Below are 21810 nucleotides of genomic sequence, written 5' to 3'. Positions count from 1 at the left end.
AAAAAAGCCACTCAATTGAGTGGCTTTTAATCTTTACGTATTAATCAATTACAGTGTAAATACGCCAATAATAGCGATAACACTGATAATTGCTGCACCACCATAGAATACCCATTTGCTTGCAGGTACATGCACTTTAAAATCGTGCAAAGTATGGTGAATACGGTGTAATGCACACCAAACTGGCAGAATGATCATTAATAGTAAGAACAGACGGCCAATAATGCTTTGGCTAAATGCCATAATACGTTCATAAGTAAATGCTTCTGGCGCAATACCCATTGGGATTAGGATACCGAGCAGGATAATAATGGCTGGAGAGACAATTGCACTCCACATACCACCTGCACCAAATAATCCCCAGAAAATAGGTTCATCAGAGCGCTTAGGAAGTTGATTCTGATTCATTATTTCCTCCTGGGTTAAACAATTAGCGCCACTGCCAAAATAACGACAGTCACGACGATGGTAAGACCCCATAAACCACGAACGATAGGCTCTTGTGGTAGTTTTTCATCTTTAACGACGATATTTACGGCTTTCGGTGCAAGCTTAAACCAAGTTGCAGTATGAAATACCGTCGCAATAAGGGTCACAATATTAATCAGCATTACAATTGGGTTGCTCAGGAATCCAACGAAACCTGCCCAACTTTCTGGTCCATTTTTCAGTGCAAACACACCAAACAGTACAACCAGACTGAACCAAAGTTGTGGAAGACAAGTCCCTTCACGGGTGATATAGAAACGATAGAAACCGAGTTTCGTCCACCAGTTTGGTTGCATGCCACGAACATAAGGCTTACGTTTTGTTGTCATGTCTTGTTTCCTCCTTAACGTGGTTTCAGCATCGCAATGACAAAGTCTTGCGCACTGGCTGCTTTACCTTGCTGAATAGCGGCAGCAGGATCCACATGTTTTGGACAGACTTCAGAACAGTAGCCAACAAAGGTACAAGACCAGACACCGTTCTCACCATTTAACTGAGGCATACGCTCTTTAGCTCCATGGTCGCGATTATCTGTGTTGTAACGTTGAGCTAACGTAATCGCTGCTGGGCCAATAAACTCTGGGTTTAGACCAAACTGAGGACATGCTGCATAGCAAAGACCGCAGTTGATACAACCAGAGAATTGGTGATATTTAGCCATTTGAGCAGGAGTCTGTTTATTCGGACCTTCAGAAGGCTTACGATCATTACCGATAATATAAGGTTTAATCGCTTCTAAGCTTTCGATAAAGTGAGTCATATCAACAACAAGGTCACGTTCAACAGGGAAGTTACCTAGAGCTTCAACTCTTACGCCGTTTGGATATTCACGAATAAACGTTTTACAAGCCAACTTAGGCACTTTGTTGACCATCATGCCGCAAGAGCCACAAATCGCCATACGGCAAGACCAACGGTAAGAGAGATCAGGCGCTAAATTGTCTTTAATATAACCCAATGCGTCCAGTAATGAGGTTTGCTCATCATAAGGAACATCATAAGTGACGAAATGAGGCGCTTCGTCCGTTTCTGGGTTATAGCGCATGACTTCCATCTTAATGTGCTTCATGTCATCAGCCATTCGCTTTCTCCTTATTCTGCTTGTCTTGTGCAGTCGCTTCACCACCATAGACACGTTTAGCAGGAGCAGATTTAGTGATCTTCACATCGCTATATTCTAAACGAGGGGCACCTTCTGGGTTATAGAACGCCAGAGTATGTTTCAGGAAGTTCACGTCATCACGCTCAGTACAACCTTCGTCAAGACGTTGGTGTGCACCACGAGACTCTTTACGATTGATTGCAGAATGAGCCATACATTCAGCGACATCTAAACCAAAGCCAAGCTCAATTTTGTACAGTAAATCGGTATTAAAGACGCTACTGGTGTCTTTAATTTCAACATGTTTGAAACGTTCTTTTAATTCAGCCAGTTTATCAACGGTTTTTTGCATTAATTCAGGTGTACGATAGATACCGCAACCTTCTTCCATTGATTCACCCATTTCATCGCGAATTTGTGACCAGCTTTCAGAACCTTTTTGGTTCATCAGTTTTTTCAGGTCATCTTCAATGTCACGAGTACGAGCATCTAATGCTGATGCGTTAGCTGGTGCTGCTTCTTGAGCACAACGAACCGCTTCTTCACCTGCAAGACGACCAAATACAACCAGTTCTGCTAGTGAGTTAGAACCTAAACGGTTAGCGCCGTGTAAGCCAACAGATGAACATTCACCTACTGCAAACAGACCTTTAATACGAGTTTCTGTTTGTTGGTTGGTTTCGATACCACCCATAGTGTAGTGAGCAGTAGGACGAACAGGGATTGGCTCATTTACTGGGTCAACACCCACATACGCTTTTGCCAGTTCACAAATAAATGGCAGACGTTCATGAAGTTTTTTCGCACCCAGATGACGTAAATCAAGATGAACAACATCACCACGGTGAGTTTTGATGGTACGGCCTGCACGCCACTCATGCCAGAAAGCTTGAGAAACTTTATCGCGAGGGCCTAATTCCATGTATTTATTTTCTGGTTTACCTAATGGTGTTTCTGGTCCTAGGCCGTAATCTTGCAGATAACGATAGCCATCTTTATTGACCAGAATACCACCTTCACCACGACAACCTTCGGTCATCAGGATACCTGAACCAGGTAGTCCAGTTGGGTGATATTGAACAAATTCCATATCACGCAGTGGAACGCCATGACGTAAAGCGATACCCATACCATCACCCGTTACAATGCCGCCATTGGTATTGTAACGATAAACACGTCCAGCACCACCCGTTGCCATAATGACCGCATTAGCACGAATTTGAACTTTCGTACCTTCCATCATATTGATAGCAACAAGACCACGAGCATGACCTTCATCAACAAGGATATCGAGAACAAAGTGTTCGTCGAAACGTTGAATCTGTGGATATTTTAAGGATGTTTGGAACAGGGTATGTAGCATATGGAAGCCGGTTTTATCGGCTGCGAACCAGGTCCGTTCGATCTTCATCCCACCAAAACGTCGGACGTTGACTGACCCGTCTTCTTTACGGCTCCAAGGACAGCCCCAGAGTTCTAGTTGAGTCATCTCTGTTGGACAATGCTCAACGAAGTAATCTACGACATCCTGTTCACACAACCAGTCACCGCCTGAAACGGTATCATTGAAGTGGAAATCATAGGAGTCGTGAGCCTGAGTCACTGCTGCTGATCCGCCTTCTGCTGCCACGGTGTGGCTACGCATTGGGTAAACTTTTGAGATCAGAGCAATTTTCAGTTGAGGATTCGCTTCCGCTGCAGCTATTGCTGCTCGTAAGCCTGCGCCCCCGGCTCCGATTATCGCTATATCGGCATTAAAGGTTTGCACTGCGCTTCTCCATTGTTCAAGTGAAAATTGGAATAATTGTCTAGAATTCAATTCACTGACATTATTAATTTGTAATGCTATTTTTTTAAGCTATCCGTAACGAAATTGTTTCACTGCCTTGTGACTACGCTTGATAACATCTTTATTATCATTGACTGTAATTTTAGTATAACGAAATGTAGGGCACCGAAATTTGATATGAATGATGGTTTTCCCGTATTTCGCAAAAAAAGTGTGATCCACACCAAGAATTCTGGGTTTTGATAATAAGCCACCAGAAAAACTCGAAGATCAAATAGAATATATTTTTCTAAATTGGAAATTATAAATAGTAATGAATAATCTGTTTTGAAAGTATAGATAACTTTAATTAAAAATGACAATGGTTTTTTATAATATCTTGATTTTAAAGAGTGATTTTTTTTATCTTTCTTAAGTCTAATTTAAATAAATAAAATTCCATTCTAAAAGTTAAAATAAAATTTTTACTATTTATCTAAAACAAATCGGTTTGTCTTGTTAATTGTTAATAAAATATTAATAATATTTCTAAAGGTTTTTAATTCTAATCAAAATACATAGATTTAAATAGAAAGTTAACTTTAAAGTTTAGGTGAACTTGGCTATTTAAATATAAGAATAGTGTTAGTTTATTGTTATTTCTAATTGAGAAAAAGAATTATTCTAATTAACTCTTGTTATAAAAATAGCAAAAAATCACGGCTTTTCTGATGTAAATTGGTGTTTATTTAAACAATAAAAAGTGCCCAAAAGTAGATGTTTTGTAGAATTATATTTATTTGTCTTATATGTTTTTACTTAAAAAAGAAAAGAATAATGAAAAAATATAAAATGAAACACCTCTTTATTAGCAGAAATTTGTCTGTTGAAGAGGATGCGAGTAAACTGCACGCTCTGTTTTCTGTTGGAGTTTTTCGTTTATGAGTGAAATCGCGGATTGGCAGCCAAGCGCCTCAATCGCCAACTTACTAAAAAAGGCGAAAATAATCAGTAATATTAGGCGTTTTTTCACTGATCGTGGCGTGTTAGAAGTTGAAACACCGATGATGAGTCAGGCTACCGTTACCGATGTTCATCTTTACCCATTTGAAACCCAATTTGTTGGGCCAGGTGCTTCACAAGGGCTAAAACTTTATTTGATGACAAGCCCTGAATACCACATGAAGCGTTTATTAGCCGCAAACAGTGGGCCAATTTATCAAATGGGGCGTTGCTTCCGTAATGAGGAAGCCGGTAGATATCACAATCCGGAATTTACGATGCTAGAGTGGTATCGCCCTTGTTTTGATATGTACCGGTTGATGAATGAAGTCGATGATCTACTGCAAGAAGTGTTAGATTGTGAAGCATCAGAATCACTCTCTTATCAACAAGCATTTTTGCGTTATCTCGATATTGACCCTTTATCTGTTGATAAAGAAAAATTGCGTGAAGTGGCAGCAAAACTGGACTTATCAAATATTGCAGATACGGAAGAAGATAAAGATACGTTACTTCAGTTACTATTTGTTTCTGGAGTTGAACCTCATATCGGTTTAGAAAAACCAACCTTTATCTATCATTTCCCTGCGTCACAAGCCTCATTAGCTGAAATTAGTTCAGAAGATCACCGTGTTGCAGAGCGTTTTGAGGTCTATTTTAAAGGTGTTGAATTAGCGAATGGGTTCCGTGAACTGACGGATGCACAGGAGCAACGTCATCGTTTTGAACGTGATAATCGTCAGCGAGTAGCCATGGGATTACCAGAGCAACCTATTGATGAGCGCTTTTTAGCTGCCCTTGAAGCTGGATTACCAGAATGTTCAGGTGTGGCTTTAGGGGTTGATCGCCTTATTATGCTGGCTTTGGGAGTAGAACACCTTAGTGATGTGATTGCGTTCCCAGTTTATAGAGCATAAATACGATATCGATAATGCTAAAAAGAGAGCCTAGGCTCTCTTTTATTTTTTAGATTTTTGATTTTGTCTTCGTTTTTCCTCTGCTTCAAGGGCTTTTTCTTGAAATTTCGTAAATTTATCTCCTGTTACATCTTTCATATAGCGATAATTAATAAACCAAAACGTAATACACGAAAATAAAATAACCCACCAAATTAAGAGTAGCTTTAATGAAGAATTAACACCCAGCATTAAATGAAAGCTAATTAAGACCATTAAGCTGACAAATATCGAGCTAAATAATCCTCCCACAATTTGCGACATATATTTTTTTAACGGAGTGATACTGACTAATGGCAAAATAATCGCCATGGAGAACAGTACGCCAAATGTGGCGAACATAATAATCGAGATAGGTTCATTAAAGCTTAGAAACCAATCCGTTATACCAAAAAAAGAAAAGGGAATTTCTATCATAAAGTGGCCTCCTTACTAGGATAGAAAAGAGGGATATCTTTAAAATTAAAAATAAGCTTAAACAATACATTAGGGAAAATATGTATTTCGGTATTATAGAGCGTGACAGATTGATTAAAAAATTCACGTCTATCTGCAATACACTCTTCTAATTCTTTCGCTTGTGTCTGTAATAAGCGTAAATTTTTCCCACTGATAAGTTCAGGATATTTTTCAGCAATAATGAGTGATTTTTTTATTTGAGGTAATAACTGATTAGCTAAATCAACTTTTTGGTCTAATACCTCTGCGCATAAATAGAGATCTCTATTTTCAGCTAACTTTTTAAATAAGGTTTTCTCATGATCCATCGCTTTTTGTGTTATTGCTATCAGCATTGGGATCAGATCAACTTGTTTTTTTAATAAAACATCAATATTTGCAAAGGCTTTATAGCAATTATTTTTTAGCATCACCATATTGTTATAAATCATCACTAATTGGCGTATTAAAAAATAAACCAAGGCGAGAATAAAAATGATGAAAATAAGCCATTCCATATAATCAATTACCAAAATGAAGAGGTGTTATTAAAATAAAGTGTTAGGATGCCGTCTTGATATTCCATTGGTATTGCTAGAATGGAAAAGATAACAAAAAGAGCAATAATAACGATGATAGTCGCGTTACGACGAAAAGGACGCGCTTTGTTCCAACGAACAACATAATCTTGTGGTGATAAACCTAATAGATAGTGAGGAGCACTGTGTGTGATCACAACTTTATCATTAATCGTTTCTGCACTACCTATTAATAAATAAGTAGCATCAGCTTCTAATATATACTCCTTAAAACGTTTATTGTTATATTCCAAATCTTGATGAGGCTCGATACCAAGATGTACTAACGGTTTATCAGCTGCGAGAACTTGAATTGAACCACTATCATCTGTCATCGTGAAATTATTGATCTTTTTTTCATAGAGTGTTTGGTGATAGCTTTTCTTGCCTTCTTTATTTGTGGATACGTTATATTCATAATAGATGTAGCCATAACACTCTTTTTTACCTAAGCGACTTATTAGTTTTTCACCCGCAGTTATTTTGCCTTCAATTTCAACAAGTCCAATGGCTAAAGAGCGGATTTTTGATGTTGCTAGAATTTTTTGAAAGCGTAAAAAACGTTTTTCAGGTGTTCTTTTGACGATTTGGTAAACAAACATTAAAACGAAACTTAAAAAGAACAATCTTTGGTCAATAAACAAACTGAAGCTTAAACTTAATAATAAGAGGCTAATAAATACGGTGTTGATAAGTGCCGAAAATTTAGAGGATCCTTCATTTTGTAATTGGTGGTAATTTTTTATCGCTTTTTCACCAATATTAGCAATATGGTTTGAAATACCGTATGCAAATAACAAAATAACAGCGAATGCAATACAGGAGATAAGATTAACAACAGAGTTTTCACCACTAGGATAAACGTCAGTTTCTCGTGAGAAAAAAAGGTAATTCCCTGCAGCAAAGGCGATCCCTAAAAAGGGAACAATACTCAAATTGTTCTTCTTTTTTTTCGAGCGTTTACTACGTAAAAAATAGATTAATACGCCCACAGTACAGCCGATAAAAAAATAAATTAACACTGCAATTTATCCTTAATGCGGTTATTTAACTTACTGTTACTTAAAATGAATCCCTTCAAATTTCATCTCTTCTTTTGGTATTTCTAGTAATTGCATACGTTCAAAGCGAAAAAGGCCGGCGATTAAGCTATCAGGAAACATCTCTATTGTGGTGTTGTAGTGAGTTGTTGCATCATTAAATCCTTCACGACGTTGAGCAATTTTATTTTCTACATCGCTAACACCTGTTTGAAGTAGTGCTAATTGTTCACCTGAAATTAATGTTGGATAATTTTCAGCAAGGGCAATCATACCCCGTAAAGCGGTATTCATTTCGTTTGATGCGCTGATTTTTTCATTAATATTCTGTGCTTTAAAATAGCGTTGTCTTGCGTCACTTAATGCAATAAATACACTTTTTTCGTGTTCCATTGCTTTTTCAGCTATCGTCATCAATTGAGGAATTTGGTCAGCTCTTTGTTTTAAAATAACGTCAATATTCGCAAATTGATTGCTTACTTGATTGCGCGCCGCAATAAGTCGATTGTAAGTTGAAATTCCCCAACCGATAAATAGAACGATAAGAACAAGTAAAATAATAGCCATTATTGTCATTGTGATCCCTTCCTTTAAATATTTAATAAATTAAATAATGATAGTTAAATTAAAAAGTGATTATGATTTTTTAATAAAATTGTGAGAATAAGTTAAAGAAAGATGGAAAAATATACAATCAGAAAGGGCGCAAAGATCCTACCCTTTTAAAAAAAGGTAGGATACTCGTTACACTTCAAGCTGAACTTTGAATTATTTAGCTTGTTTTTGTAAGAACTTAACGCCTAAATCAGGGAAGTCTGTAAAGACACCTTCAGCACCGGCTTGGTTATAAATAATGTCATATAGTTGATCACCATCTTTTGCATATTTAGGCAGTTTATCAATACGAACAGTAAATGGATGAATGGTGAGTTTGTTAGCGTGAGCATCAGCCGCCATACCAGTTAATGTGATTTTTTCTGGCGTCGAGTTCTCTTCGACTAACATGTGGTAATCAGGACCAATTCCATCAGCATAAGTGGCAATCTCTTTCATTGCACCTGGCTTAAACATCCACTCATAGCTGTAGTTTTTCCATGTACCGTCAGGCTGTTTCTCATAGGTCTCATTCCAGTCGGTATAAGCAATTAACTGAACGAGTTTTAAATCCATGCCCATTTTTGGCATCAATTCTGTTTTGATGCGTTTTAGGTCGTTAGCATCGAATGATTGTAGATAAACATTGTCGGTTTTTTTCGTATAACCGTACTGTTTAAGCACTTCCAGTACTTTGGTGGTAATGTCTTTGCCTTCTTGTTCATGGAACCAAGGTGCTTTAATTTCAGGGTAAATACCAATATCTTGGCCTGTTGATTTGTTTAGGCCTTGGATAAATTCAATTTCCTCTTGGAAAGTATGTACACGAAAATCCGATTTACCCATAGGGAAACGGTTTGGGTAACTTTGGACTTTTTTACCGTCAACAATGTCAAAACCTTCAGTAAATTTCAGCCCTTTAATTTCCTCAAGCGTAAAGTCGATAGCGTAGTAACGGCCATCTTTTCTTGCTCTATCAGGATAACGATCAGCCACATCTGTTACACGATCAAGATAGTGGTCATGTAAAACAACTAATTCGTTGTCTTTGGTCATCACTAAGTCTTGCTCAAGATAATCTGCGCCTTGGGCATAAGCTAATGCTTTGGCAGGAAGCGTATGTTCAGGCAAATAACCACTTGCACCACGGTGGGCGATAACGACCTTATCACTCGCCGCTTGTGCGATTGCACTTAAAGATAGAGTTAAAAGAACGCCTGCAACTAACGGTTTTATTCTAAAAGATGTACTCATAAAGCTGCTCCATTTTAATTCTACGTACAATAAAGTTATGTACAGTTGGCAATAAAAAAGCCACATCAAAACAGTTGATGTGGCTTGGTTTTTAGAGATGAGATTTAACTAATTTCATAAATAATCAGTTAACGATTATTCGTACTTCTGAAGCATTTCACGTTTGTGTTTGGTTTCAGTAACCATCACGATAAGTAATAATACAACAGACAGTGCACTACCGCCGATCATGACCATAAAGCCACCATCCCAGCCGAAGTAGTCAACGGTGTAACCCACGATAGCACTTGCCGCAACAGAACCACCTAAGTAACCGAATAGACCGGTAAAGCCTGCTGCTGTACCTGCTGCTTTTTTCGGTGCAAGCTCAAGAGCATGCAGACCAATCAACATAACAGGGCCGTAGATTAAGAAACCGATGATTAACATACACGCCATATCAACATTTGGGTTACCCGCTGGGTTCATCCAGAATACGATAGTTGCGATAGTAACTAAGGTCATGAAGAACACACCTGTTGCACCACGGTTACCTCGGAACACTTTATCCGACATCCAACCACACAGTAGTGTGCCCGGAATACCAGCGTATTCGTATAAGAAGTAAGCCCATGATGATTTATCCATTGCGAAGTCTTTTACTTCACGCAGATAAGTTGGTGACCAGTCCAGCACGCCGTAACGCAGTAAGTAAACGAACACGTTTGCAATTGCAATCATCCACAGAAGTTTGTTAGGGAACACATACTTCATAAAGATTTCTTTTGCAGTCAGTTCTTGTTCGTCAGTTTCTTTATAATCAGGTGGATAGTCGTTTTTGTATTCTTCAATTGGTGGAAGTCCACAAGATTGTGGGGTATCACGCATTAATGCAAACGCAATCATAGCCACTAAGATTGCTGCAAATGCTGGCATATATAACGCTGCTTTCCAGTCGTTAAACCACGCCATACCTAATAAGAACAGTAATGGAGGTAAGCCACCACCGACGTTATGCGCACAGTTCCAAATCGAAACGATACCGCCACGTTCTTTCTGTGACCACCAGTGCACCATAGTACGTCCACAAGGAGGCCAACCCATACCTTGGAACCAACCACAAAGGAACAACAGAACGAACATGACCATAATGCTCGAAGTTGCCCATGGTACAAAGCCCATAAATAGCATCACTGCGGATGCTAAAATAAGACCTGCAGGTAAGAAATAACGCGGGTTAGCTCGGTCAGAGAATGAGCCCATGATAAACTTAGAGAAACCGTAAGCAATCGAGATCCCGGATAAAGCAAAACCTAGGTCACCTTTAGAGAAACCTTCTTCTACAAGATAAGGCATTGCTAACGCAAAGTTTTTTCTTACTAAATAATAAGCAGCGTAACCAAAGAAAATCCCCATAAAGATCTGCCAACGCAGACGACGATAGACGGGATCTATCTGCTCTTTTGGCAAACGCGCTTTATGTGGCGCAGGTCTAAATAGACTTAACATATTAGCCTCCGATGGCTTTTATTTTAATATGTTGATATTAAATAATGACAAAACGAACAACGAAGTTATCAAGAAATTTTCTTTAACGAACTTAATAGTAAACTTATACAATCAAATTTACTGTGAAGTATTACTCAGTTGTCGAATAATTTTTCAAGATGTGCAATTTTGAGTGATATGTTAACTTTATCAAATACTTTTTGTTAAATAATTTGTGATTAGTATCACATATGTGGTTTTAATTTTTCACGCGTGAGCGTTTCTCTTTCGTTTTTGCTCATTATCAAACATTAACCACATTTTTTGTGTATCTTATACACTATAATTAACGCTAAAGAATAAATAAGCGTTTGCTGAATGTAATGTGAGAGGGCATCTCTATGATGAGCGGTTCACCAGTGACAGAAACTGATGTCATTATTATTGGCGGGGGAGCAACCGGTGCGGGCATGGCAAGAGACTGTGCACGCCGTGGATTACGTTGCGTCCTGCTGGAAAGACATGATATTGCAACCGGTGCAACCGGTCGAAATCATGGATTGTTACACAGTGGTGCGCGTTATGCAGTAACAGACCCAGAGTCAGCGCGTGAGTGTATTGAAGAAAACATGATTTTAAAACGGGTCGCTCGTCACTGTGTTGAAAAAACGGATGGCCTTTTTATTACCCTTCCTGACGATTCTTTAGAGTTTCAACAGACCTTTATTCAATCTTGCCAAGCAGCAGGTATTGATGCTCAAGCGATTTCACCCGAAGAAGCTATTCGCTTAGAGCCTTCTGTTAACCCGAATTTAATCGGTGCAGTTAAAGTACCAGATGGTACTGTCGATCCTTTCCGTTTAACCGCTGCAAATATGTTAGATGCTCGTGAACATGGTGCACAAGTCCTGACTTATCATGAGGTTGTTGGGCTTATTCGTGAAGGTGACCGTGTTAAAGGTGTCAAAGTTTACGATCATCAAGCGAAAAAACTGTATGAAATTCGCGCACAAATTGTGGCGAATGCGGGGGGGATTTGGGGACAAAAAATTGCTGAATACGGTGAATTAAAAGTTCGAATGTTCCCAGCAAAAGGGGCATTACTGATTTTGGGTCATCGCATTAACAATATGGTGATCAACCGTTGTCGTAAACCTGCAGATGCCGATATTTTAGTGCCTGGCGATACAATTTCATTAATTGGTACAACTTCAACACGTGTACCTTACGATGAAATCGACAATATGTATGTCACTCCTGAAGAAGTCGATATTCTTATTCGTGAAGGGTCAATGTTGGCGCCAAAACTGGCTCAAACTCGAATTCTACGTGCTTATGCTGGTGTACGTCCTTTAGTGGCAAGTGATGATGATCCATCTGGTCGTAATGTGAGCCGTGGTATTGTGTTACTCGATCATGCTCAACGTGATGGATTAGAAGGCTTTATTACCATTACTGGCGGTAAATTAATGACTTACCGTTTAATGGCCGAATGGGCAACAGATAAAATCTGTGAGAAATTAAATGTCTCTGCTAAATGTACCACTGCAGAAGAGGCATTACCTGGCTCCCGTCAATCCGCAGAGCAAGCATTACGTAGTGTTGTTTCATTACCTGCACCAATCCGTGGTTCTGCGGTTTATCGCCACGGTGATTTAGCCAATAAATTATTGAGTAATGAGCGTAGCGATAAGAGCTTAGTCTGTGAATGTGAAGCCGTTACCGCAGGAGAAGTTCGTTATGCTGTTAACTCTTTAACTGTCAATAACTTACTTGATTTACGTCGCCGTACTCGCGTGGGCATGGGAACATGCCAAGGTGAGCTTTGTGCTTGCCGTGCTGCAGGTTTATTAAACCGTTTACAAGTCACGACTCCTCACGAGTCAGAGCAACAGCTTGCCCATTTCTTAAATGAGCGTTGGAAAGGTATTCGACCAATTGCTTGGGGTAATGCGTTACGTGAGAGTGAATTCACCAGTTGGGTTTACCAAGGTTTATGTGGTTTAGATGCTGATATGATTGAAAAAGCAACTTCAGCGGAGGCAGATAATGAAATTTGACGTCATCATTATAGGTAGCGGACTTGCAGGTTTAACCGCAGGTATTCGTCTTGCTGAAGCAGGTAAGTCTTGCGCAATTATTAGTAATGGTCAAAGCGCACTACATTTTTCATCAGGTTCGCTAGATCTATTAACTCATCTTCCTGATGGTTCATTAGTGACCCAACCTAAAAAAGCGTTGGCTGCATTGGCTGAGCTTGCTCCGAAACATCCTTATAGCCGCATGGGTGAATCGCAAGTTTCAACCTTAATTGAACAGGCTCAAGCATTATTATCAACGACTAAAGATCTTGAATATCAAGGTAATGGTGATGAAAACCATTATCGTATTACACCAGTTGGGCGCTCACGTATGAGTTGGATGAGTCCAAAACGTGTACCAACTCATGGAATTGACCAAGCGTTGCCATGGAAAAAGTTAGCTGTTGTTGGAATTGAAGGCTTTTTAGATTTTCAGCCACAATTTGCAAGCAATACGTTGAATGAGCAAGATGTTGAAGCGATTCCTTATCATATCCACTTACCGTTATTAGATAGATTGCGTGATAATCCAAGTGAATTTAGAGCAGTCAATATTGCGCGCTATTTAGATAAGCCTGAAAACACTAAAGCGTTAGCAGAAGAGCTGAAAAAGCATATCGATAATAGTGTTGAAGCGATTATTTTACCTGCATGTATTGGTTTGGATGCTGAAGAGCCAGTGACGTTACTTGAACAACTGGTAGGTAAACCTATCTGTTTATTACCGACATTGCCACCATCACTATTAGGCATTCGTTTACATCAAGCATTAAAACTGCGCTTCCAAAAAGCGGGCGGTTTAATTATGCCGGGCGATCGTGCAGAACAAGTTGATTTAATTGGTAATAAAGTTACAGGTGTTCATACTCGAAACCACACTGATATTCCTATTCGTAGTGAACATGTTGTATTGGCAACGGGCAGTTTCTTCAATAATGGATTAATTGCGGAGTTTGACCGTGTCTATGAACCTTTGATGGAACTTGATTTGCTAGAGACATTACCACGCAATGAGTGGACACAAGTGAATGTCTTTGCAAAACAGCCTTATATGCGATTTGGTGTGGATACAGATAACCAATTAAGACCGATGAAATATGGTGAAGTCTTAGAGAATGTTTACGCTGTAGGTGCTGTATTAGGTGGGTTTGACCCTCTTAATGAAGGTTGTGGCGCAGGTGTTTCAATGATCAGCGCACTTTATGCAGCACAACAAATTTTACAGCACAATAAATCAGAACAGACCACATCTGCGGTTGTGGAGGCAGCACAATGAGTTTACATGATAACAGCTTTGAAGCGTGCATTAAGTGTACTGTTTGTACGACTTATTGCCCAGTTGCAAAAGTAAATCCACTTTATCCTGGTCCTAAACAAGCCGGCCCTGATGGTGAGCGTTTACGCCTGAAAGATCCAATGCTTTATGATGAAGCATTGAAATATTGCACTAACTGTAAGCGTTGTGAAGTTGCTTGTCCGTCAGATGTGAAGATTGGTGACATCATTTCACGTGCGAAATTGAACTACAATACAAAAACGCCAAAACTTCGTGATGCTATTTTAAGTCATACGGATTTAATGGGAACATTATCAACGCCAATGGCGCCGATAGTCAATACGATCACAGGGCTAAAACCTGTACGTAAGATCTTAGATAAAGCACTTAAAATTGACCATCGTCGCGAATTACCAAAATACTCTTTTGGTACATTTAGAACATGGATGAAAAAACAGGTTGAAGAGCAGGCGCGTTTTAAAGATCAAGTTGCTTTCTTCCATGGTTGTTACGCTAACTATAACCACCCCCAATTAGGGAAAGATTTAGTTAAGGTATTCAACAAAATGGAGATTGGTGTTCAGTTATTAAAACGCGAAAAATGCTGTGGTGTTGCATTAATTGCGAATGGCTTTGTTAAACAAGCCAAAAAACAAGCTGCTGTAAACCTTGAATCGCTAACAGAAAAAATTGTTGAAAACAATATTCCTGTTGTTGCAACATCATCAACCTGTACCTTCACTATTCGTGATGAGTATGAACATATCCTTGATATTGATACTTCAAAAGTACGTGAAAATATCGAATTAGCGACACGTTATATTTATCGTTTATTAGAAGACGGGCGTGAATTACCACTGAAACACACCCCACTAAAAGTGGTGTATCACACACCTTGTCATATGGAAAAAATGGGATGGACAGCATATTCCATTGATTTAATTAAACGTATCCCTGGTGTTGAGGTTATTGTTTTAGATTCTCAATGCTGTGGTATTGCTGGAACTTACGGTTTTAAATCTGAAAACTACGATGTTGCTCAAGGCATTGGTGCGGGCTTATTCCGCCAAATTGAAGAGAGTGGCTGTGATTTAGTGATCACGGATTGCGAAACCTGTAAATGGCAAATTGAGATGTCAACAACGAAAAAATGTGAACACCCCATTAGTTTATTGGCAAGAGCATTATAAGTATTGCCTATTAGATAATAAAAAAGTAATTGATTACTAAGATAACAAGCAGCTAGGGAGTAAAAGAGGATCTTTTATTCCCTTTTTTTATTCTTAAAAAACACGTAACTATAAGAAAATAAGGAAATTAAATAACCTGATATTGAGGAGTACAGGTTATTTAAATACTTTCATTTTTAATGAGAAATATAGGTGTTTTGATAAAGCCAAATATTTTGGACTTTTTTAAGTGTGATATTTTGCCCATTAGTTAGCGATAATGCCTGTTTTCCTGCCTCATTAATAATGGGGATATCTAATGCATTTGCTAATACAGTTGTGTTAGATAGTGGATTCCCATGACTTAATAAAATCCCCTTAATTTTATAAGGATCAAGTGTGATTAATGTTGATGGATGAAGTTGTTTTGTCACTAGAATAGCATTTGGATAAGGAGGTGGCGGTATTGGTGGTGCTGACGTCAAATAGCGTAGTAATCGAGATAAAATATCATCTAAATCACTTTCACCAGCACGCATATTATCATCATCCATTTGTGCGTAAGTATCTATTAAATCAATGAATGTTTGCTGTAAGGCAAATTCAGCATTACAGTGATATTTGTTTATCATACTGCATACAGTCAGTTGTAATTCGGTATTTTCTAATAAGAAGTGGTGACTAGAAAAAATATGGGCATATTGTTCACCAATTTTGTTATGCGTTTCTTCAGTTAACCAGTCTATATCTTTTTTGGATCGCTCAATTGCTTTCACGAGACGTTTTTGCTCTTCAAGTAATAAATTGGAGGATATTTTTTTACGGGGGATCACGAAACGATGATAAGGGTATAACCAAACAGGTGCGGTGATCGTTTTGACGGGTCCGTAATTTGTGTTTTTAGGGAGAATATTAAAATTAAGGGGATTTTCGCCTAATTGCAGTTTTTTAATTGTAATGGTTTTATGCGCCGCTTTTTCTGCCTCTTCAAGTGAATCTCCTCGCGCAATACTATTGGCAGCAGCCAAGGTGCCTTCAACAATTGGCGCCGAACTTAATATGACGTTAGTGGCAATGCTATGCTCAAGATCAGCAATGGCGAGAGCGGCATTTTTTGCTGAATGATAAGTATCAAGCAAAACCAGTACACCTTGTTTGCTATAACACTTTTCAATTGTGGAAAGTATAGTTTTTGGTGACACTTCATTAGCAAGATCAGAAGGTGTTTGATAGTTGCTCGCAATGGCAATTTTTACTTGGTGATTTACAGTCTGATTAACGAGCTCTTTAATACCATTGGCGAGTGTAAGGCTCTTTGAAACTAATACGATACTGACCATAAAGCCCTCTTTTTTTGTAAATATAAACAGGGAGATAAACACTCCCTGTTTACTCAGGCTTTAATAAAGCCATTCTCGTCCTAATTGGTCGGCAGTTAAAATTGCGGCATAAACTTTATCGGAATCGATATCAAATGGCATGTTGTAAATTGTCTCACCTTCAGCACAGCTTAATTCAGCAACTGCCATGATTTTTTCATTTAATTCATCACCTGTTGCATTGATACCCAGTTCTTCTAAAGTGACAGGTAATCCGACTAAAATACAGAAATCAAGGAACTCCTCTAATTCTTCTAATGGACTGTTTTCTAAAACTAATTGAACTAATGTACCAAAGGCAACTTTTTCACCATGATACATGTTGTGACACTCTTCTAATGCTGTAAATCCATTATGAATGGCATGGGCTGCCGCAAGACCCGCACTTTCAAAACCGATACCACTTAAGAAGGTATTAGCTTCAATAATATTTTCTACCGCAGTTGTACAAACACCACGGCTTACGGCGAGTTTTGCTTTATAACCATCTTCTAAAAGGGTGTTATAGCAAAGTTCAGCCAAAGCAAGCGCTGCTAGTGTTGATTTACCCCCTGCCATAGTCTGTTTTTGAGCCTGACTACAGGCTCTTGCTTCGAAGTAGGTTGCTAAAGCATCCCCCATTCCAGCCACTAATAAACGCGCTGGCGCAGAAGCGATGATATTTGTGTCCATCACGACCACGTCAGGGTTTGTTGGATAGAAAAGGTAACTATCAAATGCCCCTAATTCTGTATAAATCACAGAAAGTGCGCTTGTGGGGGCATCAGTAGAAGCAATGGTAGGGGAAATAACGACAGGAAGCTGGCATTTATAAGCAACCGCTTTGGCAGTATCTAATGTTTTCCCACCACCAACGCCAACGATCACAAGAGAGGCTTGTTCTTTTACAAGTTCAGATAGTCGATTGATTTCGTTATGTGTGCATTCACCATTAAACAGTTCAAAGTGCCCATTCACTTCATATTGAGACATACTGTCTTTGACGGTACTTCCGACGAGATCCATAACAAATTTATCAGCAATAATCAGTGCCCTATCGCCAAAAGGTTTTGCGTATTTACCAATATGGTATAGCGCATCTGGCCCTTGAATATATTTAGCGGGGGATTGAATAACTTTTAACATAATAGACTCCTACTATTCGCAAAAGAGAGTAAAAAATCCTTATGGTGGGGCTTGTCTTCCCAATTGACATTGAATTTTATGGAGATGAACTTAAACACATTAACAGTCTAATAGATGAATAAAATATTTCATTGCAAATAATTAATCATTTTTATATTAGCATGCAAAAAACATCCTAATACTGATATTTAAGTAATATTTTGTGAGTTATTTAACTAATCATGCTAATTAATTACGATACGAAATATTTATGTAAAATAATTAATTATTTCAATCAGAATAAAACTTCATAAAATTGACTTATGAAGCTTTATTATTTGAATTATGACATTAATATCATTATTTTTTTGCGAGGCGAGACAGATTATGAGCGAATATCAGCATAATCTTGTTTTTTATTTTCTTGGGCGAAAAAGTAACGCAAAATAAAATTCAATAAAACACCATAAGCAGGTAAGAAAAACAGCATACAAATGGTTAATTTAAACACATAGTCAACTAATGCAATTTCAATCCAATTCTCTGCCATAAATGCGTCAGTACTACGATAAAAAGCAATAAAGAAGAAGGCTAGAGTGTCGAGTAAATTACCAAAGAACATTGCTGCACTGGGTGCTACCCACCATTTTTGTTGTTGTCTTAAACGATTAAAGACAGATACATCCATGATTTGACCTAACACATAAGCCATAAAGCTTGCTGTCGCAATTCTTGCTACCATGATATTAAAATCAGCTAATGAGGCAACCCCTTGCCAACTTCCTTGGAAAAAGAGCGTTGAGATCAGGTAAGAAATTGCTAATGCAGGTAACATAACAGCGGTAATAATGCGTCTGGCAAGTGGTGCGCCATAAATACGAACCGTTAAATCTGTTGCTAGAAAAATAAACGGAAAAGTAAAGGCGCCCCAAGTGGTATGGAAACCAAAAATGGAGATAGGTAACTGCACAAGATAATTACTAGATGTAATTATTAGAATGTGGAACAAAGAAAGCCATAATAGCGCCACCGCTTTTTGGCGGGGAGTAAACGTATACATAAATTGTACCTTTTTTAGTGATTGGGGTGAGGGAACCCAATAAAACAGTGATTTTTCTCTTAAATGAGAGGATGCGCATAATACGCCTGTTGCGCAACAAAAGCAAAAATTAGGAAGAAATACCGTTGTGCTTAATGTGCCGTGATGTGAACACGAAAGCGCGATATAATGACACAATCTGTCAGTGCAATAAGAATGGTTAATAGAATGAATGCTCAATTTGATGATGCAACTAAGACATTAGATACGCTAGGACTACGTTGCCCTGAGCCTGTGATGTTAGTACGTAAAACGATAAGAAATATGGCATTGGGTGAGACATTATTAGTGATAGCTGATGATCCTGCTACAGTGCGTGATATTCCTGGCTTTTGCCGTTTTATGGAACATGATTTATTAAATCAAGAGACGCAATCTGCACCTTATCGTTATCTTATTCGTAAAAAAGAGAGCAATTTGTAATTTATGCTGTAAATATTGTTCATCTTCGCGCTAAAAAACCCAAACTCCAGATTAACTGAGGTTTGGGTTTTGTTATTTTAACGTGCTTACTCTTTATTTGAGGCGTTAATTTTTACTCTTAACAGCCTTACCGCATTGGCAGTAACCAGTGCTGTTGCGCCGGAATCAGCAAGAACCGCAACCCAAAGCCCAGTGATACCTAATAAGCTTGTTACTAAGAATATTGCTTTTAAGCCCAATGCTATCGTAATGTTTTCACGGATAATTTTACGTGTCGCACGAGATAATTTAATAATTTCAGGTAAGCCGGTTAAACGGTTATGTGTTAATGCTGCATCAGCTGTTTCAAGTGCAACGTCAGTACCGCTTCCCATCGCGACACCAATGGTGGCAGCCTTCATTGCTGGCGCATCATTGATACCATCGCCTACCATCATTGTGTTATGCGTTTTGCTGATTTCCATTACTGAAGTCACTTTATCTTCAGGCAGTAATCCTGCTCGGAAATCCATACCTAGTTTTTTCGCAATAGCCGCAGCTGCTCTTGGATTATCACCCGTTAGCATAACGGCATTGATGTTCATCTCTTTCAATAATTTCATTGATTCAACAGCATCACCGCGTAAGGTATCTTGCATAGCAATAACACCAATAAGCTGACTCTCTTTTAATACGACAACCACGGTTTTACCTTCATCTTCAAGGCGTGCAACTTCTTGTTGCCAATGAGAAGAGAGCGATGTGGCTTCTGATAATTGAGAAGGTGCACTGACTAGAATATGTTGGCTATTTAAATAACCTTCAATGCCTTTACCCGCTAGCGCTTTACGATCTTCCGCTTCAACAACAAGCACGCCTTCATCTTGTGCTTTATTGATAATGGCTTTTGCTAATGGGTGATGAGAGCCAATTTCTACGGATGAAGCAAAAGTCAGTACTTCTTTTTCATTAAAACCGCTTTCAGCTACGACATCAGTAACTTGAGGTTTTCCTTCAGTTAATGTACCCGTTTTATCTAATGCGATAGTATTAACAGTGCCTAATTGCTCTAATGCCGCTCCGCCTTTGATCAGCGCTCCACGTTTAGTGGCTGCTGCTAATGCTGAAGTGATTGCCGCGGGTGTTGAGATCACCAAAGCACAAGGACAACCAATCAGTAATAGGGTTAAACCGCGATAAATCCATGTTTCCCACGGCTGTGAAAACAACAGGGGTGGAACAATGATAACTAGCGCAGAGAACAGCATAATTGCAGGTGTATAGTAACGGCTAAAGCGGTCAATAAAGCGCTCTATAGGGGCTCTACGCTCTTCAGCTTCTTCAATCAATTGCAAAATACGGTCGATAGCATTTTGCCCTTGTTCAGAGACTACCTTCATTTGCACCGATCTATCTACAGATAAACAACCTGCTGCTACTTTTTCGCCTTGTAGACGCTCTACAGGTACGGATTCACCCGTTAATGCACTTTCATCAAAGCTTGCAAATGCACTAACTAATTCCGCATCTGTTGGCAAACGTGAACCTGGGGCAATTTCAATAATGTCGCCTGGACGTAATTGTGCAACAGGGACGGTTTGTTTTTTGCCGTCTTTGATTAATGTTGCTTCTTCTGGCACTAGTGCCATTAATGCACTTACACCACGACGAGCACGACCTGCGGCGTAAGACTCCAGCATTTCGCCAATCATAAACAGCAAAATAACCATTGCTGCTTCTTCGGTAGCATTAATAAATAGTGCACCAATTGCGGCAACACTCATCAATGTTTCTATGGCGAAAGGGGTACCACTACGAATAAGTTGTAAGGACTTTTTCGCAATGGGGAATAGACCAATCAACGTTGTTGCAATAAAGGCAGTACGACCTGCTTGAGGATCAATAAACTCTACGCCCCAGCTAATCGCCATTAAAAGTGCCAAGACAATAACAAATGAGCTCTCTTTTAAAAGACTCTGCTTTGTGACTTTTTTAGATTGAGGTGATGAGAGATCAAACAGTTCAAAACCAGCACTGTTAATTGCCGCAATCACATCAGCGCGTAGATCACTATCAGCATCAACGACCAATCTTTCGGTGGCAAAAAGCACTTTTGCTTGTTTTACGCCTGTGACTTTGAGCGCTGCTGTTTCGATCTTTTGAGCACAACTCGGGCAATCCATTCCTTGCACTTTCCAACTAAAGCGTTGCTGTGCTACTTTTTCTGGCTCAACGTTAGAAACAGCAGCGTTGATATCACAGCTTTCATGAGCATGTTCGTGGGAGTGTCCGTGGTGATGCTCATCCTCGCATTCAGGATCACTTTTATCTATTTTGGTGTGGGAATGTCCGCTTTTAGTATGTGAGTGCGTACTATTCTCTGTATGACCTGAACAACATTGAGAGCTTGAGCAGCAAGCATCGGTATGTTTATTGTGTTGATGAGCATGTTTAGTCATAACTGGCTCTCCTCGTTTAACAAAGTAAAGTCTAAATTCATTTATCTGATAAGTACTTTACAGCTTGGAGTAGAGTCCAGAGTCAAGATACCAAAGGGACATTCATTGGCAAAAAGTGCGAATTAGGTTAAAAAATTAACCCCTTATTCTATT

19 protein-coding genes are annotated in these 21810 nt (G+C 38.9%); 5 read left to right on the top strand and 14 right to left on the bottom strand.

The window, feature by feature from the left end:
- Positions 1–48: 48 nt before the first annotated feature.
- The 4 genes from frdD to frdA are packed head-to-tail and all read right to left on the bottom strand — an operon-like array spanning position 49 to position 3359.
- Complete coding sequence (gene frdD, locus DK861_RS04975) at positions 49–408, bottom strand: fumarate reductase subunit FrdD (protein WP_006535438.1); 360 nt, start codon at positions 406–408, stop codon at positions 49–51.
- Positions 409–422: 14 nt separating this feature from the next.
- The gene (frdC, locus tag DK861_RS04970; RefSeq protein WP_004245411.1) at positions 423–818 is read right to left on the bottom strand and encodes a fumarate reductase subunit FrdC; all 396 of its coding nucleotides are present in this window, start codon (positions 816–818) and stop codon (positions 423–425) included.
- Between the two features lie 14 nt (positions 819–832).
- On the bottom strand, positions 833–1570 hold the full coding sequence (locus tag DK861_RS04965) for a succinate dehydrogenase/fumarate reductase iron-sulfur subunit (protein WP_109399394.1): 738 nt from the start codon (positions 1568–1570) through the stop codon (positions 833–835).
- A complete protein-coding gene (frdA, locus tag DK861_RS04960; protein ID WP_109399393.1) occupies positions 1563–3359 on the bottom strand; it encodes a fumarate reductase (quinol) flavoprotein subunit in 1797 nt (598 codons plus the stop codon). Before frdA ends, DK861_RS04965 begins: the two co-directional genes overlap by 8 nt.
- 941 nt (positions 3360–4300) lie before the next feature.
- Here frdA and epmA point away from each other — a divergent pair.
- Positions 4301–5278: an elongation factor P--(R)-beta-lysine ligase gene (gene epmA, locus DK861_RS04955; RefSeq protein ID WP_006535433.1), complete on the top strand. Its 978-nt coding sequence runs from the start codon at positions 4301–4303 to the stop codon at positions 5276–5278.
- Positions 5279–5320: 42 nt separating this feature from the next.
- On the opposite strand, the gene DK861_RS04950 is transcribed toward epmA, so the two are convergent.
- From DK861_RS04950 to glpT, 6 genes are all read right to left on the bottom strand, one after another.
- Entirely contained in the window at positions 5321–5734 is a 414-nt protein-coding gene (locus DK861_RS04950; protein ID WP_109399392.1) for a hypothetical protein, read from the bottom strand.
- Entirely contained in the window at positions 5731–6273 is a 543-nt protein-coding gene (locus tag DK861_RS04945; RefSeq protein WP_109399391.1) for a LemA family protein, read from the bottom strand. The genes DK861_RS04950 and DK861_RS04945 overlap by 4 nt, the downstream gene beginning before the upstream one ends.
- Positions 6274–6281: 8 nt before the next feature.
- Positions 6282–7355: a hypothetical protein gene (locus DK861_RS04940; protein WP_202609012.1), complete on the bottom strand. Its 1074-nt coding sequence runs from the start codon at positions 7353–7355 to the stop codon at positions 6282–6284.
- A gap of 36 nt (positions 7356–7391) precedes the next feature.
- Positions 7392–7949 carry a LemA family protein gene (locus tag DK861_RS04935; protein ID WP_006535428.1) on the bottom strand — a complete coding sequence of 186 codons (558 nt, stop codon included), beginning with the start codon at positions 7947–7949 and terminating at the stop codon, positions 7392–7394.
- Positions 7950–8141: 192 nt separating this feature from the next.
- The gene (glpQ, locus tag DK861_RS04930; RefSeq protein ID WP_109399390.1) at positions 8142–9221 is read right to left on the bottom strand and encodes a glycerophosphodiester phosphodiesterase; all 1080 of its coding nucleotides are present in this window, start codon (positions 9219–9221) and stop codon (positions 8142–8144) included.
- A 135-nt stretch (positions 9222–9356) separates the two neighbouring features.
- Positions 9357–10709, bottom strand: coding sequence for a glycerol-3-phosphate transporter (gene glpT, locus DK861_RS04925; RefSeq protein ID WP_072063819.1), 1353 nt, complete (start codon positions 10707–10709; stop codon positions 9357–9359).
- A 380-nt stretch (positions 10710–11089) separates the two neighbouring features.
- Here glpT and glpA point away from each other — a divergent pair, with 380 nt between their 5' ends.
- Genes glpA through glpC form a run of 3 tightly spaced genes read left to right on the top strand, consistent with a single transcriptional unit; the run spans position 11090 to position 15235 of the window.
- Entirely contained in the window at positions 11090–12748 is a 1659-nt protein-coding gene (glpA, locus tag DK861_RS04920; protein ID WP_006535425.1) for an anaerobic glycerol-3-phosphate dehydrogenase subunit A, read from the top strand.
- Positions 12738–14045, top strand: coding sequence for a glycerol-3-phosphate dehydrogenase subunit GlpB (gene glpB, locus DK861_RS04915; protein ID WP_109399389.1), 1308 nt, complete (start codon positions 12738–12740; stop codon positions 14043–14045). The genes glpA and glpB overlap by 11 nt, the downstream gene beginning before the upstream one ends.
- Positions 14042–15235, top strand: a complete 1194-nt coding sequence (gene glpC / locus DK861_RS04910) for an anaerobic glycerol-3-phosphate dehydrogenase subunit GlpC (protein WP_109399388.1) — start codon at positions 14042–14044, stop codon at positions 15233–15235. Before glpB ends, glpC begins: the two co-directional genes overlap by 4 nt.
- A gap of 176 nt (positions 15236–15411) precedes the next feature.
- Here the strand turns inward: glpC and DK861_RS04905 are convergent, their stop codons facing one another.
- The 3 genes from DK861_RS04905 to DK861_RS04895 form a co-directional block, all read right to left on the bottom strand.
- The gene (locus DK861_RS04905) at positions 15412–16554 is read right to left on the bottom strand and encodes a phosphoenolpyruvate-utilizing N-terminal domain-containing protein (protein ID WP_109399387.1); all 1143 of its coding nucleotides are present in this window, start codon (positions 16552–16554) and stop codon (positions 15412–15414) included.
- Positions 16555–16614: 60 nt separating this feature from the next.
- On the bottom strand, positions 16615–17718 hold the full coding sequence (locus DK861_RS04900) for a glycerol dehydrogenase (RefSeq protein ID WP_109399386.1): 1104 nt from the start codon (positions 17716–17718) through the stop codon (positions 16615–16617).
- A gap of 364 nt (positions 17719–18082) precedes the next feature.
- On the bottom strand, positions 18083–18757 hold the full coding sequence (locus DK861_RS04895; protein WP_109399385.1) for a 7-cyano-7-deazaguanine/7-aminomethyl-7-deazaguanine transporter: 675 nt from the start codon (positions 18755–18757) through the stop codon (positions 18083–18085).
- Positions 18758–18964: 207 nt separating this feature from the next.
- On the opposite strand from DK861_RS04895, the gene tusA reads away from it, so the two are divergent.
- Complete coding sequence (gene tusA, locus DK861_RS04890) at positions 18965–19219, top strand: sulfurtransferase TusA (RefSeq protein ID WP_036933135.1); 255 nt, start codon at positions 18965–18967, stop codon at positions 19217–19219.
- Positions 19220–19305: 86 nt separating this feature from the next.
- On the opposite strand, the gene DK861_RS04885 is transcribed toward tusA, so the two are convergent.
- Positions 19306–21657, bottom strand: coding sequence for a zinc/cadmium/mercury/lead-transporting ATPase (locus DK861_RS04885; protein ID WP_109399384.1), 2352 nt, complete (start codon positions 21655–21657; stop codon positions 19306–19308).
- Positions 21658–21810 lie beyond the last annotated feature (153 nt).

Origin of the sequence: Proteus sp. TJ1640, assembly GCF_003144445.1 — a bacterium.
GTDB classification, from domain to species: domain Bacteria; phylum Pseudomonadota; class Gammaproteobacteria; order Enterobacterales; family Enterobacteriaceae; genus Proteus; species Proteus penneri.
This window is presented reverse-complemented; position numbering and strand designations above follow the sequence as displayed.